The sequence below is a fragment of the Streptomyces sp. NPDC054834 genome, from assembly GCF_053611185.1.
Window position 1 is genome coordinate 35,127 of the sequence record NZ_JBSGZV010000042.1, and the last position, 25,676, is coordinate 60,802.

The following is a 25,676-nucleotide window of genomic DNA, read 5'->3' on the forward strand; positions in this document are numbered from 1 at the left end:
GGGGAGGCGGGGGCGCCCCTCGGCGCAGCTGAGCCGGCGGTGGTCATTCCCGCGCGGGCAGGCGAGAACGCGGCTCCGCGCGAGGAGACGGGTGCCGACGCGATACGGGACCGGCCGCGGACGAAACCGTGCCTGGGGGAGCCGCCTGGCGGCAACGCGGCCGAGCACGCCCCCTGCGCGGGTGCGGGTGTCGCGCCCCGCCTTCCCGGGCAGGGTCCGCCGGGCCCGTCGCGGCCCCGCCGGGGGTCACTCGAAGCGCGATGTGTCGCCCGCTCCCCGTCGCACGATCTCCGCCTCCCCGCCCGAGAAGTCGACGACCGTGGTCGGCTCGGTGCCGCAGTCGCCGGAGTCGACCACCGCGTCCACCATGTGGTCGAGGCGGTCCTTGATCTCCCAGCCCTGGGTCATCGGCTCCTCCTCGTCCGGCAGGAGCAGGGTGCTCGACAGCAGCGGCTCGCCGAGTTCGGCCAGCAGGGCCTGAGTGACCACGTGGTCGGGGATGCGCACGCCGACGGTCTTCTTCTTGGGATGCAGCAGCTTGCGCGGCACCTCCCTGGTCGCCGGGAGGATGAAGGTGTAGCTGCCGGGGGTCGACGCCTTCACCGCCCGGAACACGTCGTTGTCCACCCGCACGAACTGGCCGAGCTGCGCGAAGTCCCGGCACATCAGCGTGAAGTGGTGGCGGTCGTCCAGCCGGCGGATGGACCGGATCCGGTCGATGCCGTCACGACTGCCCAGCTGGCAGCCCAGCGCGTAGCAGGAGTCGGTGGGGTATGCGATCAGCGCCCCCGAGCGGATCGCGTCGGCCACCTGGGCGATGCTGCGCGGTTGCGGGTTCTCGGGGTGCACGTCGAAGTACTTCGCCATTCACCGAGCTTATGCCGACCGCCCGCCGCCGCCACGCACGCACCCCGCGGACTGCCTGAGCCCCGCAAGGTCGGCGCGCCGGTCTCCCGGCTCACCGAGTGCGGACGGCCGGAGCCCGACCGGCCCCGGGCCGGGGCTGCCCGGCGCGGCGGACCGAGCGGCGCGGGCGTCCCGTCGGCCCTGGCCGGGAAGCCCGACGCGGTCGGGGACGCCGTGGCCGCGGGCGTCGCTCCGGTGCGAGGTGTAGGGGGTGCGTTCCCGGGCACCCGAGGACCGAAGCGCCCGGTGGACTTCCCCCGGCCCCGGGCAAGGCGTCTCCGCCGGCGGCTCTCCCCCCGTGTCCGCCGGCGGAGCCGTATCCTCCGGCACCGCCGGAGCGGAACGGAGCTCCGCGGGTCCCGGCCCGCGCGTGAGGTACCTTTCCCCTCCGTATGCCGGGGTTGTCGCGAGAGGCGAGGGGAGAGGTCCGAGGTGGCTGGCCGAGCGGACGAGGGGCCGGGGACACCGATGCCGTACCGCGGCACATGGGCCGAAGAGCTCCTCGACCAACTGCGCCCCACGGCCCGCGATCCCCGTCGGCTCGTCGCCTGGCTCGCCCGCACCGTGGACGCGACCGTCTGTCTGCGAGGCGGCGACGGCTCCCTGCTCGCCGGCGAGCCGATCACGCTCGACGACACGCTCGTCGCGGACGTCGTCACCGGCCGGATCTCCGCCGCCGCACTTCAGGACGGGGGCCGGCACGTCCGCCTGGTCGCCATCCGCCACCCCGGGCAGCCCCGGCCGCAGAACGCGTCGACGGGAGTCCTGGCCGTGGTCCGCAGGTTCCCCTTCGACCGGGATGCCGCCGAGATCGTCACGCACACCGCCGGAGTCGTCGAACTGCTGCTCAGAGAGCGGGCGTCGACGGCGGCCGGACAGCGGCTGCGGCGGGCGACCGCCGACCTGCGGCTGGCCATCCTGCAACTGCTGATGGTGGAGGACACCGTCGCCGCCCGCCGGGTCGCCGCCGGACTCTGGCCGGGCCTGCTCGACACCGACACCGCGCACGTGTACGTCGTCGAGAGCCTCCCCGAGGAACGGGACCGGCTCGCCGACGAGTGCCTGGACCTGACCGACGGCCAGGCCCTCGTCGTCCGCTGCCCGGCGATGGACGGGCACGTCATCGTCGTCAGCCCCACGCCCACGGCCCACAACGGGCTGCGCACCCTCGTCCGCGAACGCCCCGCGACCTACCTCGGCGGCAGCCTCCGGCAGAGCCTCGCGCAGACCGCGGGCGCCTACGGCCAGGCGATCAGTGCCCTCGCCGTGGCCCGCTTCAGCCCCGACCACACGGCGGTCTACGCCGAACGCACCCGTCCCGAGCGGCTGATGGACCCGGCGGCGCTGCACGCCTGGTCCGCCGACGTGCTGCGCCCCCTCGACACCCTGGCCCACCACACCCGGGCCGAACTGCTCGCCACCACCCGGCTGGGCCTCCAGTTCACGGCCGTGAACGCGGCCAAGGTGCTCGGCGTCAGCCGCAACACCGTGCGGGCCCGCATGGACCGCGTCGAGGCCCTGCTGGGCACCGACTTCACCGACCTCACCGTCCGCGCCGTCGCCCACCTCGCGCTGAACACGCAGGCCGCCCACGCGCTCGCGCCCGCCGACGGCGCGGCCTCCGGGGCGTCCGCCGTGCGGCTCGACGGCCTGCTCGCCGGGCCCGCGCTGGGCACCTGGGCGCACGACCTCCTGGGCCGCCTGGACCAGGACGGCCGGGACCTGCGCGGTACGCTGCGCGCCTGGATCGCCGCCGGCGGCAACGCCGAACGCGCGGCCCAGGCCCTCGGTGTGCACGCGCAGACCGTGCGCGAGCACGTCCGCGGCGCCGAACCCGTCCTCGAACACCGGCTCCTCACCGCGGGCACCGACCTCTACGAGGTCGTCCTCGCCCATCTGGCCGCCGGAGACCTGGCCGCCCCCGTGCTGGGCCGGGCGAATCAGGGCCCTTCGGACGCACCTGTGCACGGGTGAGCCCTCCGCGGGACCCATCGGGCATCGGCGCGATACCCAACGGCCCAGCTCACACGTACCTTCGGCAGTCCCGGGGGCGCGACCGGCACGGGGGACCGGTCGGGCCCCATCAGGGGTTTCATCCCCGCAGGATGACCGGCACCTCCTGCCAGCCGAACGCGATGAACGACGGCACCTGCCGTAGATCGCCGTCCTCGGCGGCCAGCCGCAGGCCCGGGAAGCGGTCGAACAGCACGGGCAGCGCGGCCAGGGCCTCCACCCGGGCGAGCGGCGCGCCGATGCAGCGGTGCACCCCGATGCCGAACGACAGATGGTCGTCCGCCGCGCGCGCCGCGTCGAACCGGTCCGCGCGCGGCCCGTAGTGCGCGGGATCCTGCCCGGCGGCGGCGTACGTGGTGATGATCGCGTCCCCGGCCGGGATCGTGACGTCCCCGACCTTCAGGTCCTCCACCGCGAAGCGCAGCGGCAGCGTGGCGATCGACGGGTGCACCCGCATCGTCTCGTCGATCACGCCGTCCCAGCCGATCGCGCCGGAACGCACCGCCGCCAGCTGCTCCGGGTCCCGCAGCAGGGCCACCGCCGCGTTGCCGATGAGATTGACCGTGGTCTCGAAGCCCGCGCCGAGCACCAGCAGCAGCGTGTACAGCAGCTCCTCGTCGCTGAGCCGGTCGCCGTCCTCGTCCCGGACCCGGATCAGCTCGGTGGTCATGTCGTCGCCCGGGTGCTCGCACTTGTGGGCGATCAGCCCGCCCAGCACCGTACCGATCCGCTGCTGCGTGAACGCGGCGCGCTCCGGACTCTGGTCGGAGGTGTCAATGAGGTCCCCGACCAGTCGCGCCGTGTCCTCCCGCATCTCCTCGGGCACGCCGAAAAGTTCGCAGATGAACCGCAGGGGCAGCGGAAGCGCGAGCCCCGCTCGCAGATCGACGACCCGGCCGTCGGCCCCGGCGGTCTCCAGGGCGTCGAGCAGTTCGGCGGCGATGGCCGCCACGCGCGGGCGCATCGCCTCCGTGCGGCGGTGCGTGAAGCTCGGCGCCACCAGCCTGCGCAGCCGCCGGTGGTCGGGGCCGTAGGCGGAGAGCATGTTGACCACGCCCACCCAGCCCAGCACCCAGCCCCACGAGGGGTGCTCGCCGATCTCCGGCCACAGCCGCCAGTGCCGCCGCGCGTCCTTGCTGACCCGCGGATCGAGGATGAGTTCCTTGAGGACCTCGTAGCCGGTGGGCGCCCAGGCGGGGATGCCGCCTGGCAACTCGACGGGCACGACCGGGCCGAGCCTGCGCAGCCGGGCGCTCTCACCGGGGATGTCGGCGCCGAACGGGTCGATGGCGAAGCGGTCGCTGGGATCGGTCACGGTCACGAAAACTCTCCTGACTGGTCCGGTCGTTCACTCATCGCAGTACACACCGTCGCCGACCGCTCTCGACCGGCTGAGTGAGAGTTGGCTTCGAAACGCTCCCCTTTCTGTCCGTATCCGTGCGGGCCGTCCGCGCTGCGGCAAACGGCGTACCTGACCGGCCGGCGACGGCGCGCCGGGCCGGGGCCCGACGGCGCCCTGCCTCTAATGGGACTCCGTGACCCGTGTACGGACGGTCCGCGCCAGGACGGAGGCAGATGCACGAGATGTCCATCGCGCTCGCGGTGATCGGAGAGGTGGAGGCGGCGGCGGAACGGGCCGGTGACGTCACCGCGGTGCGATCGGTGCGGCTCGAGGTGGGCGAACTCGCCGGTGTCGTCCCCGACGCCCTGTCCTTCTCCTTCGAACTGGCCTGCGCCGGCACCGTCCTGGAGGGCGCCGAACTCGTCGTCGGCACGGTGCCGGGCCGGGCCCGCTGCGGGCCGTGCGCGCACGAGTGGGCCGTCGGGATGCCACCCCTGCTGAGCTGCCCGCGATGCGACGGCGGGACCACCGAGCTGCTGTCCGGCCGTGAGCTGCGCATCGCCGACGTGCGCTGGGAGACCGGCCCGACGCCCGGGGCCACCCGCGAACCGATCCTCGAGGAGCGCTGAACCATGTGCCGTGTGGTCGATCTGCAACAGGCCGTGCTCGCCCGCAACGACGAGGCCGCGCGCACCCTGCGCGAGGAACTCGCGGCCCTGGGCACCACCGTCGTCAATCTGCTCTCCAGCCCGGGCAGTGGCAAGACCGCGCTGCTCGAACACGAACTCACCCTGGCACGGGAGAGGTCCGTGCCGGTCGCGGCGCTGACCGCCGACCTCGCCACCGAGAACGACGCGGCCCGACTGGCCCGTTCGGGCGTACCGGTCAAGCAGATCCTCACCGACGGGCTGTGTCATCTGGAGGCGGCGATGCTCGCCCGGCACCTCCAGGGCTGGCTTCCCGATCCCACCCGGCTGCTGTTCGTGGAGAACGTCGGCAACCTCGTCTGCCCGGCCTCCTACGACCTCGGGGAGACCCTGCGGGTCGTCCTCGCCTCGGTGACGGAGGGCGAGGACAAGCCGCTGAAGTACCCCACGGCGTTCGGGCTCGCCCATCTGGTGGTCGTCACCAAGACCGACATCGCCGAGGCCGTCGGCTTCGACGAGGCGGAGTTCCGTGCCAACGTCGAGCGGGTCAACCCCGGGGTCGAGGTGCTGCTCACCTCGGTGCGCCGCGCGGAGGGGGCCGGCGCTCTGCTCGACCGGGCGCTGGCGGCGGCGGACGGTGCGCTGCTGCACAGCCCCGTGATGGGCCGTCCCCGGCACGAACACGCCGCCCCCGCCGACGTCACCGTCACCGTCCCGTCCGGCTCGTGAGCATCCTGCCCCCGCCGGCCGGGACCGACCACCGCACCGCGCTGCGCCGCCGGATCACCGTGCGGGGCGTCGTGCAGGGCGTCGGCTTCCGGCCGTACGTGCACTCCCTCGCCACCTCCCTAGAGCTGACCGGGCACGTGACCAACACGCCCGAGGGCGTCGTCGCGGAGGTCGAGGGCGCGCCGGAGGCCGTCGCCCGGTTCTGCGCCCGCATCGCGCGGGACGCGCCGCCGTTGGCCCGCGTCGACGCGGTCGACCTCCAGGAGGTGCCCGCCACCGGCTCCGCCGCCTTCACCATCCTGGCCTCCCGCGCCGCCGGCCGGGCCCGGACCCTGGTCCCGCCGGACACCGCGACCTGCGCCGCGTGCCTGCGGGAACTGGCGGATCCCGCCGACCGACGCCATCGCCATCCGTTCGTGAACTGCACCCACTGCGGACCGCGGTTCACGATCGTCACCGGCCTGCCCTACGACCGGGCGTCCACCACGATGGCCGGGTTCCCGATGTGCCCCGACTGCGCCCGCGAGTACACCGACCCCACCGACCGGCGCTTCCACGCCCAGCCGGTCGCCTGTCCGGCCTGCGGCCCGCGCCTGCGCCTGCTCGCCGCCGCGGCGGAGCCCGGTGGGGCACTCCAGGAGAGCGGCACGGCGGACCTGGTCGCCGCCGCCCGGGCGCTGCTGGCCGGCGGCGCGATCGTCGCTGTGAAGGGACTCGGCGGCTACCACCTGGCCTGCGACGCCACCGACCCGGACGCGGTCGCCCGGCTCCGCCGCCGCAAGGCCCGCGGGGACAAGCCGTTCGCCCTCATGGCCAGGAGCGCCGCCGACATCGAGCACCTCGTCCGGCTCGGCCCCGAGGAACACGCCCTGCTCAGCGGCCCCGCCCGGCCCATCGTGCTGCTGCGCCGCCGCGGTACCGGCGCGGACGCCGCGACCCTCCGCCCGGCCCCGGCCGTCGCCCCCGGCAGTCCCGACCTCGGCGTCATGCTGCCGTACACCCCCCTGCACCACCTCCTGCTCGGCCTGCCGGGGGACGCCGAGGGGCCCCGGCTGCTGGTCATGACCAGCGGCAACGTCTCCGGCGAGCCGATCGTCACCGATGACGCGGAGGCGCTTCAGCGGCTGGCGCACCTGGCGGACGCCTGGCTCACCCACGACCGGCCGATCCACGTGCCGTGCGACGACTCCGTGGTCCGCGTGTGCGACGGAAGGCCCCTCGTCGTGCGCCGGGCCCGCGGCTACGCGCCCATGCCGCTGGACCTGCCGGTCCCCGTCCGCCCGGCGCTCGCCGTCGGCGGCGACCTCAAGAACACCTTCTGCCTGGGCGAGGGCCGCCGCGCCTGGCTGTCGGCGCACATCGGTGACATGGACGACCTCGCCACCCAACGGGCCTTCGCCCGGGCCGTGACCCAGCTGGAGTCCATCACCCCGGTCCGGCCCGAGCTGCTGGCGGCCGACGGGCACCCCGGCTACCGCTCCGCCGGATGGGCCGAGCGGAACGCGGCGGGCCGGACCGTCGTCCGCGTCCAGCACCACCACGCCCACATCGCCGCCGCGATGGCCGAGAACGGCCTGGACGGCACCCGCCCGGTGCTCGGCGTCGCCTTCGACGGCACGGGTTACGGTGACGACGGGGCGGTGTGGGGCGGGGAGTTCCTGCTCGCGGACTACGACGGCTACACCCGCTTCGCCCACCTCGCCTACGTGCCCCTGCCCGGCGGCGACGCCGCGGTGCACCGCCCCTACCGCATGGCCCTGGCCCATCTGCGCGCGGCCGGGCTCGACTGGTCCGCGGACCTGCCCTGCGTGGCCACCTGCCCGCGCGACGAGATGGCCGTACTCGCGCGGCAGCTGGAGCGGAACCTCAACTGCGTGCCCACCTCCAGCATGGGACGGCTCTTCGACGCCGTGTCGTCCCTCGCAGGGGTCTGCCACAGGGCGGGATACGAAGCACAGGCGGCCGTCGAACTGGAGGCCGCCGCACTGGGCGCCGCCCGCGGGGACGGCGACGCCTACGCCTTCGCCCTGCCGGAACGCCCCGGTGACGGTCCCCTGCGGGCCGATCCGGCACCCGTCCTCGCGGCGATCGTGGACGACCTGAGGGCCGGCGTGCCGACGGCGACGGTCGCGGCCCGTTTCCACCGGGGCACAGCCGACCTGGTCCACCGGCTCTGCGTACGCGCGCGGGAGCGGCACGGGGTGGACACGGTCGCCCTCACCGGGGGCGTGTTCCTCAACTCCGTGCTCTCGTCGGCCTGCGCCGAAGCCCTGGACGGTGACGGCTTCACGGTGCTGCGCCACCACCTGGTCCCGCCGGGCGACGGCGGCCTGGCCCTCGGCCAGCTCGTGGTGGCCGCCCGCGCCGTCCCCGGAACTCCCGACCGACCCCCCAGCTGACCGCAAAGCTGACCCCACAGCGAGGAGAGGCCCATGTGCCTTGCCGTACCCGGCAGAGTGCTGGACATCCAGGAACGCGACGGCACCCGGATGGCCGCCGTCGACTTCGGAGGCGTCGTGAAGGACGTGTGCCTGGAGTACCTGCCCGACCTCCAGGTCGGTGAGTACGCCATCGTGCACGTCGGATTCGCGCTCCAGCGCCTCGACGAGGAGTCGGCGCGGCAGACGCTCGAACTCTTCGCCGAACTCGGCATGCTCGAGGAGGAGTTCGGAGACCCCTGGAAAGCGGCCGCGGGCGAGGAGGCGCACAAGTGAAGTACATCGACGAGTTCCAGGACCCGAAGCTGGCCCGCCGGCTGCTGGACGAGATCCACGCCACGGTGACCCGGCCCTGGGCCCTCATGGAGGTCTGCGGCGGGCAGACGCACTCCATCATCCGCCACGGCATCGACCAGCTCCTCCCCGAGCAGGTCGAGCTGATCCACGGCCCGGGCTGCCCGGTGTGCGTGACCCCGTTGGAGGTCATCGACAAGGCCCTGGAGATCGCCTCCCGCCCCGGGGTGATCTTCTGCTCCTTCGGCGACATGCTGCGCGTGCCGGGCACCGGACGCGACCTGTTCCAGGTGCGCGGGGAGGGCGGGGACGTCCGGGTGGTCTACTCGCCGCTGGACGCCCTGCGGATCGCGCGGGAGCACCCGGACCGTCAGGTGGTGTTCTTCGGCATCGGCTTCGAGACGACCGCGCCCCCGAACGCGATGACCGTCCACCAGGCCCGCAGGCTGGGCATCCGCAACTTCAGCCTGCTGGTCTCGCACGTCCGCGTCCCGCCCGCCATCGAGGCCATCATGAGCTCCCCGGACTGCCGGGTGCAGGGCTTCCTGGCCGCCGGGCACGTGTGCACGGTCATGGGCGTCGACGAGTACCCGGGGCTGGCCGAGCGGCACCGCGTCCCGATCGTGGTGACCGGCTTCGAACCCCTGGACATCCTCGAAGGCGTCCGCCGCACCGTGGCCCAGCTGGAACGCGGCGAGCACCGCGTCGACAACGCCTACGCCCGGGCCGTCCAGGCCGGGGGCAACCCGGCCGCCCGCGCCATGCTCCAGGACGTCTTCGAGGTCACCGACCGGGCCTGGCGAGGCATCGGCGTGATCCCCGGCAGCGGCTGGCGGCTGTCCGCCAAATACCGGGAGTACGACGCCGAGTCCCGCTTCTCCGTCGAGGACATCCAGACCCGCGAACCCGCCGACTGCCGCAGCGGCGAGGTCCTCCAGGGCCTCATCAAGCCGTACGAGTGCGAGGCGTTCGGCACCCGCTGCACCCCACGCACCCCGCTCGGGGCCACCATGGTCTCCAGCGAGGGCGCCTGCGCCGCGTACTACCTCTACCGGCGCCTGGAGACCACCCCCGCCGCCCGGGAGGCGAGCCCCGTTGCCTGACACCACCGACACCCTGGACCTGACCGGCTGGACCTGCCCGGCCCCGCTGCGCGACCAGCCCCGGATCGTCATGGGCCACGGCGGGGGCGGCACCCTCTCCGCCGAACTGGTCGAGCACGTCTTCGCCCCGGCCTTCGGCGGCGCCACCCTGGCCCAGCTGGGCGACGCCGCCACCGTGTCCCTGGGCGGGGCCCGGCTGGCGTTCTCCACCGACTCCTTCGTCGTACGGCCGCTGTTCTTCCCCGGCGGCAGCATCGGCGACCTCGCCGTCAACGGCACCGTCAACGACCTCGCCATGAGCGGCGCCCGGGCCGCCTACCTGTCCTGCGGGTTCATCCTGGAGGAGGGCGTGGAGCTGGAGACCGTCTCCCGGGTGGCCGGGGCGCTCGGCGCGGCCGCGCGGGCGGCGGGCGTCGAGGTGGCCACCGGCGACACCAAGGTGGTCGAGGCCGGCCACGGCGACGGGATCTACGTCAACACCGCCGGCATCGGTCTCGTACCCGCCGGGGTCGACCTGCGCCCGCAGCGGGTCGTGCCCGGTGACGTGGTGATCGTCAGCGGCCCGGTCGGGGTGCACGGCGTGGCCATCATGAGCGTACGCGAGGGCCTGGAGTTCGGGGTGGAGATCGTCAGCGACTGCGCGCCGCTGGGCTCTCTGGTCGAGGCCATGCTCGCCGTCACCCCGGACCTGCACGTGCTGCGCGACCCCACCCGCGGCGGTCTCGCGGCCTCCCTCAACGAGATCGCGGCCGCCTCCGGCGCGGGCGTCGTCCTCACCGAACGCGAGGTCCCGGTCCCGCCCGCCGTCGCCAACGCCTGCGCGGTGCTGGGCCTCGACCCCTTCTACGTCGCCAACGAGGGCAAACTGGTGGCGTTCGTGCCGCGCGAGCACGCCGACGCCGTCCTGGCCGCCATGCGGGCCCATCCGCTGGGCGCCGAGGCCCGGATCATCGGCGAGGCGGTGGCCGACCACCCCGGAATGGTGGTGGCCCGCACCGGGCTGGGCGGCACCCGGGTGGTCGACATGCCGATCGGGGAGCAGCTGCCCCGGATCTGCTGACGCGCCGTACCGGGCCCCGTGCATCGTGTGCTTGTCGGACCGGCGCATGCCCCCGTTCGGGCGATGGGCTCACCCGGGCCGGTGAGCGCCCGGGGTGCCCGCGTACCACCGGCGCGCGGTGCGCGTTGGCACCGGCATGGACCGACTTCCCTTCGCGCTCCGGCGCTCACGGTGCCCGGAGCCCGTGCCCCTGCGGCCCGCCGCGGCGGTCGGCGCGCTGCCCACGCGCGAGCCGATCTATGCCCAGTTGGTCTCGGAGTGGCGCGCCGAGGGCCGTACCGTCCCCGCCGGATCCGAGGCGCCGGGGCCCTCGCCGACCGTGCGGGCGCCCCGGACCCGGCCGGAGGCGGGGCACCGCTGACGGGTCAGCCGTCGTGCGCCGGCGCCAGGACGGCGAGGGTGCCGTTGGCCTGGCGCAGCGCCAGCTCCAGGGTGGCGGGGGAGTGCAGCGCGCCGGTGCCGTCGGGCGGGATCAGCCACTCCAGGGACCGGGTGGGCCGGTACGGCGGGGGCACCGCCACCCAGGCGCCCTTGGTTGTGTACCGCAGCCCGGAGCCGATCCACCGGCCGGACGGATCGGGCGGCAGGAAGAAGCCGACCCGGTGGGCCACGGAGTCCACCAGGGTGGGCCCGGGAACGGGCAGCGCGGGCTGCCAGAGCAGATCGAGGGTGAGCAGACCCAGCCGCTCGGGCACGCTGAGCAGGTCCCAGAAGCGGCCGGCCTCCAGCAGCGAAATCCCGTCGCCGTGATCCCACTCCCGTTTGCAGGCCCGGGGGTCCGGCGCGGCGGCGGCGAGCCACTCCACGCCCTGCGTCCACATCGTGTTCATGCGCTGCTCCGGCTGATATCTGGCACTACGGGGCGACTGCGCCCCAAGTCGGCGTATGCATGCTGGTAGATATTTCTATGTGGCGGAAGGGGTGGCGCGGCATGGCGTTTCTGTGACCACCGTGCCAGGAGGGACTCAGGAGGACGGAGTGGCGATCTCCGGCGGCACCGACTCCGACTCCGACTCCGACTCCGGCTCCGGCGTCAGCAGCAGCATGGTCGCGTCGTCCAGGACGATGCCGCAGTGCTGTACGAGGTCCGCCCACACCCGGCCGGGCAGCCCGGCCGGATCGCCCTCGGCGAGCGCGCCGAGTCGTTCGCCCAGTGGATAGAACGCGCCGGCGGAGTCCCTGGCCTCCCAGACACCGTCCGAGGCCAGGAACAGACTGTTGCCCGGCCGCAGTTCCACCGTGGCCTCCTTCGGCGGGTCCAGATCGGTCAGCCCCAGCCCGAGCGGAGGCCCCGGCACGACCTCGACCTCGCGGGCCCGCCCCGCGTGCAGCAGCAGCGGCGCCGGATGACCGCAGGCCACCATGCGCACCAAGCGGGCGTCGCAGGAGAACTCCAGGAACACCGCGGTGGCGAACAGCTCGGCGTGCCGGACGGTCGCCGAGTCCACCCTGAGCCTGCGGTCCAGGCGCGCGGCGACGGACTCCAGATCGGGCTCGTCCAGCACCGCCTCCCGGAACGCCCCCAGCAGGGACACCACGCTCGGGACCGACGCCAGCCCGTGCCCCTGCACGTCCACCATCACCGCCCGCACGCCGTACGGACTCCTCCGTACGTCGATGAAGTCCCCGCCGACCAACGTGCCCTGCTGCGCCGCCCGGTACAGGCCCGCGCACCCCACCGGCCCCACCCGCTCCGGCAGCGGGGGCACCACGGACCGCTGCACGGCCTCGGCGACCGTCCGCTCGGTGACCAGCTGGGCGTCGCGGTGGCTGCGAACGTAGGAGACGAACACGCTCAGCATGGAGACGAAACAGATGGTGAGCAGGTCGGTGTTGCCCGGACGGTCCAGATTCGCGGCCGGGACGTTCAGCAGTCCGATGGCCGCGCCGCCCAGCACGGCCGTCGCCAGCGGCCCGTACGACAGCACGGCCAGCGGGGGGATGGCGCCCAGCACGAAACCGATGTCGAGCGGGTGCGGACTGGCCACCGTGGCCGCCGTCACGCCCGCGAGCAGCGCCACGGGCAGCACCCGCACCCAGCGCGGCGGCGGCGCTCCCCGCAGCCAGCCGGAGCGGTCCGCATACCGGCTCGACGGCCGGACGCCCACCCTGCCCACATGCCCACGCTACGCCCGGCCGTCCGCCCGGGCCCGGCGAATCATTGAACGCCGTACCAAGCAGTCCCGCATGTTTCACGTTTCCACGATTTCCAGGTTTGCCGACACCGTCTCGGCACATCCGTAAGGAGCACGGATTTCCGACGGATTGTGGAGGACAAGTGGGCATCATCGCCTGGATCCTGATCGGTCTGCTGGCCGGTGCCATCGCCAAGTTGCTGCTGCCGGGCAAGGACCCCGGGGGCATCATCATCACCATGCTGATCGGTATCGTCGGTGGCCTGCTCGGCGGCTGGCTGGGCAAGGTGATCTTCGGAGTCGACTCCATCGACGGCTTCTTCGACCTGTCGACGTGGATCGCCGCGATCGTCGGTTCGCTGATCCTGCTGGTGCTGTACCGGCTCGTCAGCGGCGACCGGCACTCACACCGGCACGCGTAACCCACGGCGGGGGCAGGGCTCAGGACGCGGGCCCTGCGGACCCGCCCCTGACAGCGGCGGCGCTCAGTGGGCCCGGTCGGGCAGCAGGGCATGGGCCGCGGCGAGGATCTCGGTCAGGCGCAGACCGAAAACGGCGTCGCACGCATGGGGCCGACCCGTGCGTGCGGCGCCGATCAGCGCGTCCACGGCCCGGCCGAAGGCGGCGAGGGCGCCCTCGGAACTCGCCGGAAGCGCGGTCACCCCGTCCGCCCCCCGCAGTTCGACGGTGGCTCCGGCCGCCCCGGGCGGGGCGGTGAGGCTCAGGGTCAAGGTGCTGGAGGCACCCCCGGCGTGCTCCAGGATCAGATGGGCGGTGTCCCCGGGGCCGTGCGCCGCGGCCGCCACGTGCCTTACGTCGCCCAGGACGGGCAGCAGCACGGACAGGGCGTGCGGTCCGACGTCCCACAGGCCGCCCTTCTCCCGGCGCCACGGTGAGGCCGAGAACGGGCTGTCCGTCGTGAACACCGCGCCGAGCCAGTCCGCCCGAGCGGTGAACCAGTCCCCCCGGTCCGCCTGTTCGGTGATCCACGCCTCGGTCTCGGGCTGGAACCGGGTGGTGAGGAAGACCACCGAGGCGACCCCGGCATCCCGTACCGCGTCGACGACCGCCCGGCCCTGCGGCACCGTCGCGGCCAGCGGCTTGTCCAGCAGCAGATGGCATCCGGCGCGGGCCGCACGCTCGGCGAGCGGGGCCTGGACGTCCGGCGGCAGGGCGACGGCGACGGCGTCCACCTCGGCGAACAGGGCGTCCACGTCGTCGTAGGCACGCGTGCCGTGACGTTCCGCCAGCTCGGCGGCGGCCTCCGCGCGCCGCCCCCACACGCCCACGAGTTCCGCCTTCTCGTGTCCGCTCAGGGCCGGGGCGTGCACCATGCGGGCCCAGGGGCCGGTGCCGAGCAGTCCGATGCGCATCGCGCCAGCGTCGCACACTCCGGGCTCGTCGGGGAGGGCAGGGCACCCACCGGGGAACGAGGTGCGTCAGGCGGCCGGCCGCTCCGCGGTGGCCCGCCCGCCCGCGATCGCCGTCCGCGCGTGCTCCGCCGGCCCGCTCCGCCGGCCGCCCCGGACCAGGCGCAGATGCCTCCGTCGGCCGGCATGCCGTGGCCCGGCCGGGGTGGAGGTGAACAGGTGCTCCTCCACCCGGTCCATGACCACCAGCAGGGCGGCCAGCAGCGGCAGCAGCAGTACGGCGACGATGACCACGACATCCCCTTGTCCGGACAACGCACTTCGAGTGCTCGGAACGGGGTCACGGATGCGTGCGGTGCGGGTGAAGGAATGGTGACGATCCCAGGTCGGCCCGGCGGCCGCACGAAGATCCCCGCCCCGGCTCGCGTGCGACACGATCGCGTCATCTCCACGGCGTGGCGCGCGAGATGGGCATGATCCACGGCCTTACGGGCATACGGTGCACAAAACTCTAGAGAGGGGCACCTCGTGCTGGTCCCGGACCCGAAGGCCGTCAGGAAGCTGCTGACCCGCTACGCATCGCTGCGGATCGCTCAGGCCGAGCAGAGCACACCGGCGGTGACACGGGAACTCGAGGACGTGAGTTACACGCTGTGCGTGATGATGGCGACGACGGACATCGGTGAGGCGGTCGCCCGGGCGGACGCCCTGCTGCCGGCGAAGGGACGGTGGACCGGAACGGACACGGAAGGGGACAGCGGGCTCTCCTTGGCCGTGTGACGGGGGAACCCGTACGTGGACCCGTCCTGATCCTTACACTCGTCAACCGTGCCCATGTCCATGGGCCGTTGTCGGAAAGGCATGTTGACGGGTGTTCCAGGATTCTCCCATTTACGACCGGCTTGTCGCGGAACGCGGCGACATACCCGCGGGGGTACGCAGAGAGGCCGACCGCCTGCGCAGGGAGCTGGAGGTCGTCATGCTGCCACTGCGGTCGCAGGGACTCGCGCCCGGCGCCGGCCTGCCGCCGGCCGCGGCACCGGCTCCGGCGTGGGAACGGATGCCGCAGTTGCCGGGTCCCGGATCGCCCTGAGGCACCGGACACCGCGTGTGGTCCGGCCGCGGCGCCGCGGCCGGTACGGACGGGCCGGTACGGACGTGATCAGCGGGCGGACCTCCTCGTTCCGTTCGCCGGTGGGCACGGTTCGGCCGAGCCGCACGCCAGCCAGTCGGCGATGCTGCGGGCGATCGGCTGTCCGGTGTCCATCTCCACGAAGCCGAACTGACCCGACTGGTTGCACTCCAGGAACCACCAGATCCCGTCGGCGTCCTCGGCGAAGTCGAAAGCCCCGTAAGCCAGTTCGGCGTCCTTCAGATATCTGTGCACGGCCTCCGCGACCCGCGGGGGCACATCCACGGGTGCCCAGGGGCCGGCCGACGGGGCGAAACGGACGTCCACGTCGTCGGGGTGCGCGTCCGGTGCCACCGGCTTGCGGGCGGCCAACAGCCGCTCCCCGACGGCGGTGAGACGGATGTCCGCCCGCTTGGCGACCCGGCGCTGGAGCAGCGTCGGGCCGAAGGCGACGGCCGCGAAGTCGGTGTCCGGGGCGACCCGGCTGGTGGGCACCGCGCGCGGCGGCTCCTGCGGATGTGCGCCGGAGACCGGCTTGACCACCAGATCCGGGAAGCGCTCGGCGAACTCCCGGGCGGCCTGCGGAAATGTGGTGATCAGGGTGGCCGGCACTGCTAGCCCGCTGCGCTGGGCGGCCCGGAGCTGCCACGGCTTGTGGCGGCCCCGGCGGGCGGCGTCCGGATGGTTCATCCAGCGGGCGTCGGTCGAGCGGAGCATGCCGTACAGCGCCTGGGAGGACTCCTCCGTCAGCCAGTCCGACGGCTGGTCGGCACGGGCGGCGGCTGCTCCCGGCCTGCGCACCCAGATGGAGCGCAGGCCGTTCATGCTGACCAGCCGGCCCCCGACGGACAGGTGTCCGCGGCAGCCGCCGTGCACGTACTCGCCCGACAGGGCGACGCCACGGGTCAGGTCGGCGGGGTCGAACCGGACCACCGGGACACCCGACTCGTTGAGCCGGAGGACCACCATGTCGGCGGTCACGTCCTCTTCGGTGGTCAGAATGAGCACGGTCATCTTGCGGGGCCCGGCTCAGTCGTCGAAGTGCGTCTTGGAGCCGGCGGTGGAGGTCGTGGTCCCCAGTGCTCTGAGTGTCGCGAGGTCGGTTGCGGCGATCCGCCCGTCGGGGAAGACGTTCAACTGCAGTCCGGAGTCGTACGCGTACGGAGTGGTGACGTCCAACTGCACAGCGGGGCGCGCGTAGTTGAGCGTGAACGGTTGCATGGTCTCTCCCTGTTTCGGCTTCCATCTCCTTATACGAGTCGAACGGGTGGTTGGTTTCCTTACTCTCCGTGATCACGCCCAGAAGCTGGGAAAACAGCGGAGCGTTGTTGCGCGAGTGCTGAGATAGCATCCGGCAGGGCGCCAGGTAGAAAGACGGATGTGGAAATGACGGACCAGCCCGATGAGCTGTTCGCGGCGGTCGACTCGCTGCTCGCCGCCGTCGACGGCGGCACCGTGCTGCCCGTCCCGGCGGAGCGGACCCGGCTGCGTGAGGCGGCCGGGCTGACCCGGGCCGCCGTGGCCCAGGCCCTCGGCGTACGCGTGCCCAGCATCGAGGCCTGGGAGGCGGGCCGCGCCGAGCCCAGGGGAGAGCGCCTCGAGGCCTACCGACGGCTCCTCGCCGGCCTCGCCGACCGCTACCCGGCCCCACAGCCGCCGGCCGCGCGCGATCTCGCCGCCCAGCCGTCCACCGGGCGCCGGGCCGAAGCCCCGGACGCCGCCCCGGGCGACGGAACCCCCGCTGCGGGGCAGCCACCCACGGGGCACGACGCCGAGGCCGGCACCTGGCCGCCCGCCGCACGGCAGGCCCCGGGCTCCACCGGCCCCCGGCCCTCGGCCGGTCACCCCGGCTCGTCGCTCGCCGCGTCCCCGGCACCGGCCGCCGCCTCGGCACCGGCCGGAGACGCGGCGTCAGCCGCCGGGACGTCCCCGGCGTGGTCCCCCGCGCCCGTCCCGGCCCGTCCCGCGTCGCCCAGGCGCCCAGCCGCCGGGAAGACACCGCCCTCCCGGCCCCGTACCCCCGCCGAGCCCGCCCCGGCCGAGCCCGTCGATCCCCGCTTCGCCCATGGCCCGCTCGCCGTGGTCGACGCCGCCGACGGTGAGGTGACCGCGTACTGCGTCGGCGGGCTGGTGCTGGACGTGCCCGCGCGGTCGCTCCCGGCGCTGGTGGAGTGGGCGCTCGGCGAGGCGCGGCTCGGGCAGGCACGGCTGCACCGGTCGGGGAAGGACGCCGACCCGCTGGTGGTGCTGACGGCGGCGGCCTGCGAGCGGTACGGGCTGCCCGCCCGGCTCACCGACGAGGAGCGCCTCGCCGGCCGTCTCCCGGAGTCCCACAAGGCGGTCCGGCAGCTGAAGAAGGCCGACTGGCTGCTGACCAGGCGCGGCCTCGGCCCGTGGGCCCGGATCTACCGCCCCGCACAGGGCGGCCGGCGCGCCTGCGTCCAGCTGTGCGTCCCTTCCTGGCACGCGCTGGACACCCGGCACTGGGGGGAGGCCGCCGAACTGCCGCCCGCCGACCTGGCCCGCGTCCTCGGCGCGTACGCCGCACGCGTCCTGACCCCGCGCGGCTCCACCGCGGTCACCGGCCTGGAGCTGATGACGGCGCTGCATCCCCCGACCCGCGCGGTCAAGCAGGACGACGGCCAGTGGGTGTCCGCACCCAACCCGGGCGCCCTGACCGAGGCCGTGGACTGCGCCCCGTGCGAAGCCCCCGACGGCCACCCGCTCCTCGCCCACCTTCCGCGCTTCCACCAGCGCACCCCCGCCGAGGTGCTGCGTGAGGAGGCCTACGACTGGGCCCGGCCGCTGACCGACGAGGAGTGCATGAAGCCGTACCTCGTCGGCATGGACGTCAACATGGCGTTCGCGGCGGCGGCCAACCGCACGGTCGTGGGTCTCGGCGCGCCGGTCCACCTCCACAACCCCGCCTTCGACCCGTCGCTGCCGGGCTCCTGGCTGGTCGACCTGTCCCATGTCCGGCTCGACCCACGCCTGCCGAGCCCGTTCACCCCGGACGGCGAGCCGCCCGAGGGCCCGGCCTGGTACGCGACGCCGACCGTGGCGTACGCGCTCGAACTCGGCCACGAGGTCGGCCCGTTGGAGGCCTACGTCCGGCCCGAGCACGGCCCGTACCTGGACGCCTGGTACACCAGGCTGCGCGACGCCTACATCGCCACCATGGCCGACCTCGGCGTCACCACCGGCATGGCGCCCCAGGAGTTCCTGGCCGCGATGGAGGTCCACAAGGACCGGGACCCGGAGCTGGCCCTGGTACTGGCGGCGGTCAAGGCCACGGTCAAGGGCGGCATCGGCAAGCTGCGCGAGCGCGCCCGCAGCGGCTGGCGGCCGGGCGAGCGCTGGCCCGCGCTGGACCGGCCCACCTGGCGCCCCGACATCCGCGCCGCCGTCATCTCCAAGGCGCGGACGAACATGCACCGCAAGATGCTCGCGGTGGCCCGAGCGACCGGCCGGTACCCCGTGGCGGTCCTCTCCGACTGCGCGGTGTACGCCTCCGACGGCCCCACCCCGCTCGACGTCCTGCCGTACCGGGACGGCAAGCCCCTGCCCGGCGGCTTCCGCATCGGCGTCAGCCCGGGCATGGTCAAGCACGAGGGGACCCAGAGCGTGCTGTGGGCGGAGGGGCTGCGCGAGGAGCACGGCGACCACCTCAACCTGGCCCGCTACATCAAGTCAGGCCGGATCGGCGCGCCGGACGAGGGGGAGTAGGCGGACACCGGCGGGGCGCCCGTGGCCCGGTCAGCCGGCGAGGGCCCGCCGGGCCACCCTGAGGGCCTGCTCCGCGTACCCGCGGCCGAACAGCACGGCGTGCACCAGCAGCGGGAAGAGCTGGTGCAGGCCGACGCGGTCCGCCCAGCCGTCGGCGAGGGGCGCCGCCTCCTGGTAGCCGGCCAGGATCCGGTCCAGGTGGGGGCAGCCGAAGAGGTGGAGCATGGCCAGGTCGGTCTCCCGGTGTCCGCCGTGCGCGGCCGGGTCGATGAGGTGGCCGTGCCCGTCGGCGCCCCACAGCACATTGCCGTTCCACAGGTCGCCGTGCAGCCGGGCGGGCGGCTCGGCGGGCCCGGCCAGCCCGGGCAGCCGCTCGCAGACCCGCTCGACGACGGCCGCCTCGGCGGAGCGCAGGGTCCCGTCGTCGACGGCACGCCGCAGGTACGGCAGCACGCGGTGCTCGGCGTACCAGCGCGGCCAGTCGGCGCCGGCGCTGTTGCGCATCGGGGCGAGCCCGATGTAGGCGTCCTCCGGGCCGTCGGGCGGCGGTGCTCCGAACGCGGGCGCGCCGGCGGAGTGCAGGGCGGCCAGCGCATGGCCGAAACGCGCCGCGGCCTCGGCGGCGGGCGCCCCGGTCGGGATCCGCTCGGTCACCATCCAGTGCTCGTCGTGGCCGTGGACGGCGGGCACCCGGACCGCACCGGCGGCGGCCAGCCAGCGCAGTCCGGCCACCTCCGCGCGTACCGCGCGCGGGCCGTCCCCGCGTTTGACCACCACCACCGTGCCGCCGTCGAGGGTGGCTTCGGCCAGTGCCCCGGACAGCGGACGCCCGCCGGTCACCGGACGTCCGGTGAGCCGGGACGCCACCGCCACCGGTTCCTCGCTGCTGTCGACCACGGCCCCAGGGTACGGGCCCGGCTTGACCGGCGAGCGGATCACTCGCGGTTGACGTCCGGGGCGCGGGTCAGGCCCACGGGGTTGCCGGACGGCAGCAGGCCGGCCTCGCGCACGGCCCTGGCCAGGGGTTCCAGAAGGCGGGCGAGGCGTTCGGTGGCGTCCCGGCCCAGAACGGTCCACGGCCGCTCGGCGGCGGCGTCGGTCCGCGCCTCGACCGCCGCGTGCTCCGCGGCGCCGGCCGCGGTGAGCGTCCCGTCGGCGGCGAGCAGCCCGCGCTCGCCCAGGTCGGCTTCGGCCGCCCGCCATGCCGTCAGGTCCCATGTGCGGCCCTCGCGCAGAACGGAGCCGTCGGACTCGCCCGCGGCCGACTTCAGCACCATCGCGGCGACCGGCCCGAGCCCGTGGCCCACCAGGGCGGCGACATGGCCGTCGCCGCGGTGCTCGCGCAGCGTGGTGACGGCCTGCCAGAGCCGCACATGCGGCTCCTTCGGACGTTCCAGGGCCTGGTTGGCGGCGCCGAGGACCCGGCCCTCGGTGTCGGCGGCCATCGCCGCGGCCCAGGCCAGGTCGGCGGCCTCGGTCAGCTCGGGGGAGGCAAGGGCCTCAGGTCCGAGCAGCTGCGTCATCGCGGCGTCCACGGCCCGCTCCCGCGCCTCGAGGACCTCGGCCGGGGCGGCGTACCCCCAGGCGTCGGGCAGGGCCCGCTCCACCCGGCTGCGGTGGAAGACGTAGAAGCAACTGGTGACGACCGCCGGGGGCACCGCGCCGAGCGGTGCGGCCCGCAGCGCGAAGTACCCCATCCAGAAGCCGCGCATCCCCAGTGCGTCGGTGGTCTGCCGGATCCCGGGCGCGTAGACCAGGTCGTGCACCGGTTCGTACCGTTGCCACATCGCCCGCGACAGTGCCTCGCCCACGGCTTCCTCCCGCTCCCTCCCGGCGCTCGCCGGGCAGTCGACCCGATTATGACCACTGTCATAGTCGCTGGGGAAGCGCCTGCACGCGTCCGACCGCGTTGCCGGGGAGCTCGGTGAACCACACCGAGCCGTTCGGGCCGGTGGTGAGGCGGAAGGGGACCTTGTCGGCGCCGGAGGGCACCGGGAACTCCTCGACGGCGCCGGCCTGCGTCACCCTGCCGATCCGGCCGGACTGCTCGGCGAACCACACCTGCCCGTCGGGGCCGCGGGTGATCCCGCTCGGTCCGCTGTCGGGCTGGGGCAGCGGGAAGCGGGTGACCCGGCCGGTGGAGTCGACGCGGTCCACGGAGTTCGTCCCTGAGGCGGTGACCCACATCCCTCCGGGTCCGGCGACGATGTCGTCGGGGAAGTCGTCGGCTCCGAGCGGGAATTCGGTGATCCGCCCGGTGCGATCGATCCGGCCGGCCTTGCCGCCGAGCAGTTCGGTGAACCACAGGGCTCCGTCCGGCCCGGCGGCGATGTTGTAGGGGCAGCCGTCCGGGGTGGGCACCGCGTACTCGGTGATCCGGCCGGCCGTGGTGATCCGCCCGATCCGGTTCACCCCCGACTCCGTGAACCACAGCGCGCCGTCGGGCCCGGGCGTGATGCCGAGCGGGGCGCTGTCCGCACGGGGCAGCCGGTACTCGGTGATCCGGCCGGCGGTGGTGATCCGCCCGATCCGGCCCGCGCCCGACTCCGTGAACCACAGGGCGCCGTCGGGCCCGGGCGTGATGCCGAAGGGGGCGCTGCCCGCAGTCGGTGTCGGGTGGTCTGCGACCGTTCCGTCCGCCGCCATCCGCCCGATCCGGTCCGCACCGGACTGCGCGAACCACAGAGCCCCGTCCGGCCCGGTCGTGATCCCGGAGGGAAAGCCGGCGGCGGTGCTGGTGATCGGATACTCCGTCACCTCGCCGACCCCGGCGCGGGCCGGGGAGGCGACGGCCGCCACACCGGCCAGGGCGCAGAGGACCGCCGCGAGGACACGACGGCGCCCTCGGCGGACAGCCGGCGGTGGCGTGTCGGGCATGACGGCCGGCCCCTTCTCGGCGTGAGCGGGCCGCGCGGACCGGCGCCGACGGCATCCTTGATCTCGCGCCTCAGGCTAGGGCCCACCCCACCACCGCACGAGCCACCGGACCCGGACGGGCGACCCCCGCGTGTCGGCGCCTCAGCCGCCCGCACGGCCGGTGCGGGCGTGCAGCAGCCTGGGCGACGCCTCGAAGCCGTGGCGGGCGTAGGCCGGGACCGCCCGGGGGCTGGAGTGGACGGTGACCCGCTCCAGGCCGAGTTCCCGGGCGTGCTCCAGGACCGCGTCGATGAGCCGCCCGCCGAGGCCGCCGTCGCGCTCGCCCGGCACGACGTAGACGCACTGCAGATCGCCGGAGGCCCGCTCCAGGGCATGCGGAGCGGGCACCCGCGGCAGGACCGCCAGCCAGGCCATGCCGATCACGGCCTCGCCACGGAGCAGGACCATGCAGCGGTGCGAGGCGGCGTTCTCCCGCGCCCAGCCGGTGAAGTGACGTACGAACTCGTCGCGGCCGGTTCGTGGTTCGCCGCCGTTCTCGAGGATCCACTGCCATCGGAGCCCGGCGACGGCGGCCAGTTCGCCGGGCTCGGCCGGGCGGATGATGATGTCGTCCACCCGTGCATTCTGCTGCGTTCCGCCAAGTCCTGGACGGTGATGGCGAGTTCCTGGTCGGTGAACGCGCTGTAGGACGGGTTGACGTCGCTCTCCCCGCCCCGGCCGTCGCAGCCGCGGTCGGGGTTGAACATCAGGTACGTGCCGGACGAGCAGCTGATCCACATCTCGGCGTCGCCGCCGAGCACGAGGCTGCCGGAGAGGTTGGCGCCGCCCCGCACGACCGCGTTGTCCTTGACCACGACGTTGCCGCTGATCGTGGCGCCCGAGTTGACCCAGGACAGGCCCTCGATACGGGCGTTGCCGGTCACGGTCGAGTTGCCGAAGACCGCGGCGCGCGGGCCGACGTAGACACTGGAGGCGACGTCGGCGCTGTTGTCGACCCAGCCGCCGCCGTTGGAGTGCCAGTGGCCGCGGCCGGCTTCTGGTACCCCGACTCGTACCCGGAGGGCGTGGCACCGCTGATCCGGAACTCGTACGGGTAGCGGTAGTTCCTGGTGTAGCCGTCGAGGTAGGCGCAGTGGTGCACGGTGCTCGGAGTGCCGGTGACGACGAGGTAGACCTCCTGGCAGGGCCCTGTACTCCGACCCGTACCTCAAGGCGGCCGTCGACGACTTCCGTGTCCACGGCCGGACGCTCACCCCGGCCGAGGTGGCGGCGCTGGCCATCGGGTTCATGACGCGACCGTCGCCTTCCGCGACGCCGTACGGTGCGCCCGCCGACCGTGCTCCTCGCCGCGCGCCCGGCGTACGGCGAACGGCGCCGCGAGGCCGGTCAGGGCGAACACCGCCCCCACGACGTACCACCCGGGGCGGCCCCAGCCGATGCACAGCGAGATGAGCAGACCGGGACCGAGGGCCTCGGCGAGCCCGGCGCCGAGGCCGAACACGCCCAGGTACTGACCGGTGGCGTGGGCCGGGGCGAGGGCGAAGGAGACCTCGAACCCCGCGGCGGAGTGCCACAGTTCGCCGATCGTGTGGATCACCACGGCGGTCAGCAGCACCGTCACGGCCGCCCAGGCCGGGACTCCCCGCGACAGCGGGATCAGCGCGCACGCGAGGAGGAAGGCCAGCCCCGCCCGGCGGTACGCGAGCCCGCCCGCCACGGGCGAGGTGACCGAGCGGCTCACGCGTACCTGGAGGGCGACGACGAGGACGGTGCCGGTGAGCATGGTGGCCGAGACCAGCCAGTGCGGGGCGGTGGTGTCCCGCACCAGCCAGAGCGGCACGGCGACGGTCAGCACCTTGAACTGGATGGCCATCAGCCCGTCGAGGGAGGTGAGCAGGAGGTACGGCCGGTCCCGCAGGGCGATCCAACGCGGGCCGCCGCCGGCCGGGACGGGCGTGACCGGCGGGAGGAGGACCAGCAGGGCCGCGGCGGCCGCACAGGCGACCGCCGTGCCGAGGACCATGAGCCGGTAGGCGGTGAGGGTGCCGACCTGGACGGCCCAGCCCGCCAGCAGGGCTCCCAGGGAGACACCGACGTTGGTCACGGCACGCAGATAGGCCCGGAACTCCTGCGGCCGGTCCCCGCCGTAGTGCCGGATGAGCGGACTGCGCGCGGCGACCCCGGCAGCCTTCGCCCCGGTGGCGGCGCTGACCACGAGGACGAACGGCCAGAACCCGGTCGCCGGCACGAAGGCGACCGTGGCCAGCGCCTGGACGGCCAGCGTGGTGGCGTAGACGCCGCGCGCCCCGCCCCGGTCCGCGAGGTGCCCCGCGGCGATGCCCAGGAACAGCGAGAGAAGTCCGGCGACGGCGAGCCCAAGGCCCACCTGGCCGGCCGGAAGGCGGGCGGCCTCGGTGAAGTACAGCACTCCGGCGGTCAGATACAGACCGCTGCCCACCGTGTAGACGAAGTTCGAGACGGCGAGGACGCGTCGGGGGCCGGAGTCCGGCAGCAATCGGGGCATGACGAGGCTCCGCGTTGGAGATCGGCGGTAAGGACCGGTCCAGCTTGTTGCATATTACTTGCAAGAGCAATAGCAATGCATCAACGGCGACAATGGCATCAATGGCATCGACGGAAGGGTGTTCCATGGGGAAGCGGAGACAGGGCGACGGTGTGACGCGGCGTCAGGCCCTCGCGCTCGGGGCGGCGGCCGCGGGGGCGGCGGCACTCGACCTGGAGTCGCCGGCGGCAGCCGCGGCCCGCTCCGAGGACTCAGCCGGAGCCGGGCGGGCGCGCGAGCGGTCGTTCGACGAGGGCACGGCGGTCGCCTCCCGGAACGGCAGGAGACAGGCCGTACGAGCCTCACCACCGTCGGCGCACCGGCCGCCCTCCGCCTCGTCCCGGACGTGAGGGCCCTCACCACCGGTCGTGACGACCTCGTGCACGTGCTCGTCGAGGTGACCGACCGCCGGGGCCGGCTCGTGCCCTACGCGACGCTCCAGGTGAACTTCGAGACAGCCGGTGCGGGTGAACTCGCCGCGGTCGGCAACGGCAACCCGCACAACGTCGACAGCTTCCGGCAGCCCCGCCGCCACACCTGGCACGGCCAGGCACTCGCCATCCTGCGCCCGGCGAAACACCCGGGCCGTCTCACCCTGACGGCGAAAGCCCCCGGCCTGCGCCCGGCGACCCTGCCCCTGCCGGTGACCCGCGGACAGTGACTTCGCGTACGACCTCTCCCGCACGGCTGACGCGGTGACAGTTCGCCACGTTCGGGGGAACCGGCGGCGCGCCGGTAACCCGGCTGGGCGGCCCGGATGGTGCGAGCCGGTGGCGTGACTGACGGTGGTTCATGTCGGAGGTCGGGTCATGACAGCTGATGGAGTATTGGCTGCCCGGCACCGGCGGAAGGATTCCGAGATGCGATCTGCCCGCATGATCCTGGCCACCGCGGCAGCGACGGCCGCCCTCGCCATCGCCGCTCCCGGCGCCCACGCCTACGGGGGCGACGAGGGCCGCGATGACTCTTCCTACAGCAAGAAGCAGGGCGACGACAGCAGCCACGACGAGGAGCGTGGCGGGGGCCACTCCGGTGGCGGCAAGCAAGAGTCGAGCGGAGACGACTGGGATTCGGAGGGGGACGACAGCGGTTTTGATTCCGGCTCCTCCAAGGACGACGAGCACGACAAGGGCGGCGGCTGGAGCAAGGAGAAGGACCACGACAAGCCGCGCGGCGGCATGCACACCGGAGGCGGCGCGCTGGCCACGCCGGGCGTGACCGCCGCCGGGCTGTCCGTCATGGCCGTGGCAGCCACCGGCATGTACGCGCTGCGCCGCCGCAAGGTCGCCGAACCGGCGGTCTGAGCGGAGTCCGATGTCCCAGGGCTACGGCCGCCGCCCG

The 25,676-nt window shown here is 74.0% G+C and carries 30 protein-coding genes; 16 read left to right on the plus strand and 14 right to left on the minus strand.

Translation table 11 applies throughout. The annotated features are described in order from the left end of the window. Positions 1-246: 246 nt before the first annotated feature. Positions 247-867: an L-threonylcarbamoyladenylate synthase gene (locus tag ACWGJM_RS37700; RefSeq protein ID WP_453416266.1), complete on the minus strand. Its 621-nt coding sequence runs from the start codon at positions 865-867 to the stop codon at positions 247-249. Between the two features lie 471 nt (positions 868-1,338). On the opposite strand from ACWGJM_RS37700, the gene ACWGJM_RS37705 reads away from it, so the two are divergent. Next, positions 1,339-2,880 (plus strand): helix-turn-helix domain-containing protein, encoded by a 1,542-nt coding sequence (locus ACWGJM_RS37705; protein WP_453416267.1) that lies wholly within the window; start codon positions 1,339-1,341, stop codon positions 2,878-2,880. A 118-nt stretch (positions 2,881-2,998) separates the two neighbouring features. Here ACWGJM_RS37705 and ACWGJM_RS37710 read toward each other — a convergent pair whose 3' ends face one another. Further along, entirely contained in the window at positions 2,999-4,240 is a 1,242-nt protein-coding gene (locus ACWGJM_RS37710; RefSeq protein ID WP_453416268.1) for a cytochrome P450 family protein, read from the minus strand. A 254-nt stretch (positions 4,241-4,494) separates the two neighbouring features. Here ACWGJM_RS37710 and ACWGJM_RS37715 point away from each other — a divergent pair, with 254 nt between their 5' ends. The 7 genes from ACWGJM_RS37715 (at position 4,495) to ACWGJM_RS37745 (ending at position 10,893) form a co-directional block, all read left to right on the plus strand. Further along, positions 4,495-4,890: a hydrogenase maturation nickel metallochaperone HypA/HybF gene (locus tag ACWGJM_RS37715; RefSeq protein ID WP_453416269.1), complete on the plus strand. Its 396-nt coding sequence runs from the start codon at positions 4,495-4,497 to the stop codon at positions 4,888-4,890. 3 nt (positions 4,891-4,893) lie between these two features. Next, a complete protein-coding gene (gene hypB, locus ACWGJM_RS37720; RefSeq protein ID WP_453416270.1) occupies positions 4,894-5,637 on the plus strand; it encodes a hydrogenase nickel incorporation protein HypB in 744 nt (247 codons plus the stop codon). Next, entirely contained in the window at positions 5,634-8,036 is a 2,403-nt protein-coding gene (gene hypF, locus ACWGJM_RS37725) for a carbamoyltransferase HypF (RefSeq protein WP_453416271.1), read from the plus strand. Before hypB ends, hypF begins: the two co-directional genes overlap by 4 nt. 33 nt (positions 8,037-8,069) lie before the next feature. Then, a complete protein-coding gene (locus ACWGJM_RS37730; protein ID WP_453416272.1) occupies positions 8,070-8,351 on the plus strand; it encodes a HypC/HybG/HupF family hydrogenase formation chaperone in 282 nt (93 codons plus the stop codon). After that, a complete protein-coding gene (gene hypD / locus ACWGJM_RS37735; protein WP_453416273.1) occupies positions 8,348-9,472 on the plus strand; it encodes a hydrogenase formation protein HypD in 1,125 nt (374 codons plus the stop codon). The genes ACWGJM_RS37730 and hypD overlap by 4 nt, the downstream gene beginning before the upstream one ends. Then, positions 9,465-10,532: a hydrogenase expression/formation protein HypE gene (gene hypE, locus ACWGJM_RS37740; RefSeq protein ID WP_453416274.1), complete on the plus strand. Its 1,068-nt coding sequence runs from the start codon at positions 9,465-9,467 to the stop codon at positions 10,530-10,532. The genes hypD and hypE overlap by 8 nt, the downstream gene beginning before the upstream one ends. A 184-nt stretch (positions 10,533-10,716) precedes the next feature. Further along, the gene (locus ACWGJM_RS37745; protein ID WP_453416275.1) at positions 10,717-10,893 is read left to right on the plus strand and encodes a hypothetical protein; all 177 of its coding nucleotides are present in this window, start codon (positions 10,717-10,719) and stop codon (positions 10,891-10,893) included. Between the two features lie 4 nt (positions 10,894-10,897). Here ACWGJM_RS37745 and ACWGJM_RS37750 read toward each other — a convergent pair whose 3' ends face one another. Further along, positions 10,898-11,353, minus strand: coding sequence for a hypothetical protein (locus ACWGJM_RS37750; protein ID WP_453416311.1), 456 nt, complete (start codon positions 11,351-11,353; stop codon positions 10,898-10,900). Positions 11,354-11,497: 144 nt separating this feature from the next. Beyond that, positions 11,498-12,649, minus strand: a complete 1,152-nt coding sequence (locus ACWGJM_RS37755; RefSeq protein ID WP_453416276.1) for a PP2C family protein-serine/threonine phosphatase — start codon at positions 12,647-12,649, stop codon at positions 11,498-11,500. Positions 12,650-12,810: 161 nt separating this feature from the next. Between ACWGJM_RS37755 and ACWGJM_RS37760 the strand changes: the two genes are divergently transcribed. Continuing rightward, complete coding sequence (locus tag ACWGJM_RS37760) at positions 12,811-13,089, plus strand: GlsB/YeaQ/YmgE family stress response membrane protein (protein WP_453416277.1); 279 nt, start codon at positions 12,811-12,813, stop codon at positions 13,087-13,089. Between the two features lie 63 nt (positions 13,090-13,152). On the opposite strand, the gene ACWGJM_RS37765 is transcribed toward ACWGJM_RS37760, so the two are convergent. Both ACWGJM_RS37765 and ACWGJM_RS37770 read right to left on the minus strand, forming a co-directional pair. Continuing rightward, a complete protein-coding gene (locus ACWGJM_RS37765) occupies positions 13,153-14,040 on the minus strand; it encodes a Gfo/Idh/MocA family protein (RefSeq protein ID WP_453416278.1) in 888 nt (295 codons plus the stop codon). A 66-nt stretch (positions 14,041-14,106) separates the two neighbouring features. Beyond that, positions 14,107-14,331 (minus strand): hypothetical protein, encoded by a 225-nt coding sequence (locus ACWGJM_RS37770; protein WP_453416279.1) that lies wholly within the window; start codon positions 14,329-14,331, stop codon positions 14,107-14,109. Positions 14,332-14,565: 234 nt separating this feature from the next. On the opposite strand from ACWGJM_RS37770, the gene ACWGJM_RS37775 reads away from it, so the two are divergent. Both ACWGJM_RS37775 and ACWGJM_RS37780 read left to right on the plus strand, forming a co-directional pair. Continuing rightward, positions 14,566-14,817, plus strand: a complete 252-nt coding sequence (locus ACWGJM_RS37775; protein ID WP_453416280.1) for a DUF5133 domain-containing protein — start codon at positions 14,566-14,568, stop codon at positions 14,815-14,817. Between the two features lie 91 nt (positions 14,818-14,908). After that, positions 14,909-15,130, plus strand: coding sequence for a hypothetical protein (locus ACWGJM_RS37780; RefSeq protein WP_390740016.1), 222 nt, complete (start codon positions 14,909-14,911; stop codon positions 15,128-15,130). Between the two features lie 69 nt (positions 15,131-15,199). On the opposite strand, the gene tgmB is transcribed toward ACWGJM_RS37780, so the two are convergent. Beyond that, positions 15,200-16,183 (minus strand): ATP-grasp ribosomal peptide maturase, encoded by a 984-nt coding sequence (gene tgmB / locus ACWGJM_RS37785; RefSeq protein ID WP_453416281.1) that lies wholly within the window; start codon positions 16,181-16,183, stop codon positions 15,200-15,202. A 15-nt stretch (positions 16,184-16,198) separates the two neighbouring features. Then, positions 16,199-16,390 carry a putative ATP-grasp-modified RiPP gene (gene tgmA, locus ACWGJM_RS37790; protein WP_453416282.1) on the minus strand — a complete coding sequence of 64 codons (192 nt, stop codon included), beginning with the start codon at positions 16,388-16,390 and terminating at the stop codon, positions 16,199-16,201. A 165-nt stretch (positions 16,391-16,555) separates the two neighbouring features. Here tgmA and tap point away from each other — a divergent pair, with 165 nt between their 5' ends. Then, positions 16,556-18,895, plus strand: a complete 2,340-nt coding sequence (gene tap, locus ACWGJM_RS37795; protein WP_453416283.1) for a telomere-associated protein Tap — start codon at positions 16,556-16,558, stop codon at positions 18,893-18,895. A gap of 30 nt (positions 18,896-18,925) precedes the next feature. Here tap and ACWGJM_RS37800 read toward each other — a convergent pair whose 3' ends face one another. The 4 genes from ACWGJM_RS37800 to ACWGJM_RS37815 all read right to left on the minus strand — a co-directional run bounded on the left by ACWGJM_RS37800 (position 18,926) and on the right by ACWGJM_RS37815 (position 22,387). Then, a complete protein-coding gene (locus ACWGJM_RS37800) occupies positions 18,926-19,792 on the minus strand; it encodes a fructosamine kinase family protein (protein ID WP_453416284.1) in 867 nt (288 codons plus the stop codon). Between the two features lie 38 nt (positions 19,793-19,830). Further along, on the minus strand, positions 19,831-20,706 hold the full coding sequence (locus ACWGJM_RS37805) for an SCO6745 family protein (RefSeq protein ID WP_453416285.1): 876 nt from the start codon (positions 20,704-20,706) through the stop codon (positions 19,831-19,833). 58 nt (positions 20,707-20,764) lie between these two features. Further along, positions 20,765-21,772 (minus strand): Vgb family protein, encoded by a 1,008-nt coding sequence (locus ACWGJM_RS37810; protein WP_453416286.1) that lies wholly within the window; start codon positions 21,770-21,772, stop codon positions 20,765-20,767. 141 nt (positions 21,773-21,913) lie between these two features. Then, entirely contained in the window at positions 21,914-22,387 is a 474-nt protein-coding gene (locus ACWGJM_RS37815) for a GNAT family N-acetyltransferase (protein ID WP_453416287.1), read from the minus strand. A 138-nt stretch (positions 22,388-22,525) separates the two neighbouring features. On the opposite strand from ACWGJM_RS37815, the gene ACWGJM_RS37820 reads away from it, so the two are divergent. Next, the gene (locus ACWGJM_RS37820) at positions 22,526-22,735 is read left to right on the plus strand and encodes a hypothetical protein (RefSeq protein WP_453416313.1); all 210 of its coding nucleotides are present in this window, start codon (positions 22,526-22,528) and stop codon (positions 22,733-22,735) included. On the opposite strand, the gene ACWGJM_RS37825 is transcribed toward ACWGJM_RS37820, so the two are convergent. Both ACWGJM_RS37825 and ACWGJM_RS37830 read right to left on the minus strand, forming a co-directional pair. Next, positions 22,692-22,913 carry a hypothetical protein gene (locus tag ACWGJM_RS37825; protein ID WP_453416288.1) on the minus strand — a complete coding sequence of 74 codons (222 nt, stop codon included), beginning with the start codon at positions 22,911-22,913 and terminating at the stop codon, positions 22,692-22,694. The two genes, ACWGJM_RS37820 and ACWGJM_RS37825, sit on opposite strands and share 44 nt — an antisense overlap. Positions 22,914-23,057: 144 nt before the next feature. Continuing rightward, on the minus strand, positions 23,058-24,296 hold the full coding sequence (locus ACWGJM_RS37830) for an MFS transporter (protein WP_453416289.1): 1,239 nt from the start codon (positions 24,294-24,296) through the stop codon (positions 23,058-23,060). A 125-nt stretch (positions 24,297-24,421) separates the two neighbouring features. Here ACWGJM_RS37830 and ACWGJM_RS37835 point away from each other — a divergent pair, with 125 nt between their 5' ends. The 3 genes from ACWGJM_RS37835 (at position 24,422) to ACWGJM_RS37845 (ending at position 25,639) form a co-directional block, all read left to right on the plus strand. Continuing rightward, a complete protein-coding gene (locus tag ACWGJM_RS37835; RefSeq protein WP_453416290.1) occupies positions 24,422-24,685 on the plus strand; it encodes a hypothetical protein in 264 nt (87 codons plus the stop codon). Next, on the plus strand, positions 24,682-24,996 hold the full coding sequence (locus tag ACWGJM_RS37840; protein ID WP_453416291.1) for a hypothetical protein: 315 nt from the start codon (positions 24,682-24,684) through the stop codon (positions 24,994-24,996). The genes ACWGJM_RS37835 and ACWGJM_RS37840 overlap by 4 nt, the downstream gene beginning before the upstream one ends. A gap of 199 nt (positions 24,997-25,195) precedes the next feature. Further along, the gene (locus ACWGJM_RS37845; RefSeq protein ID WP_453416292.1) at positions 25,196-25,639 is read left to right on the plus strand and encodes a hypothetical protein; all 444 of its coding nucleotides are present in this window, start codon (positions 25,196-25,198) and stop codon (positions 25,637-25,639) included. Positions 25,640-25,676 lie beyond the last annotated feature (37 nt).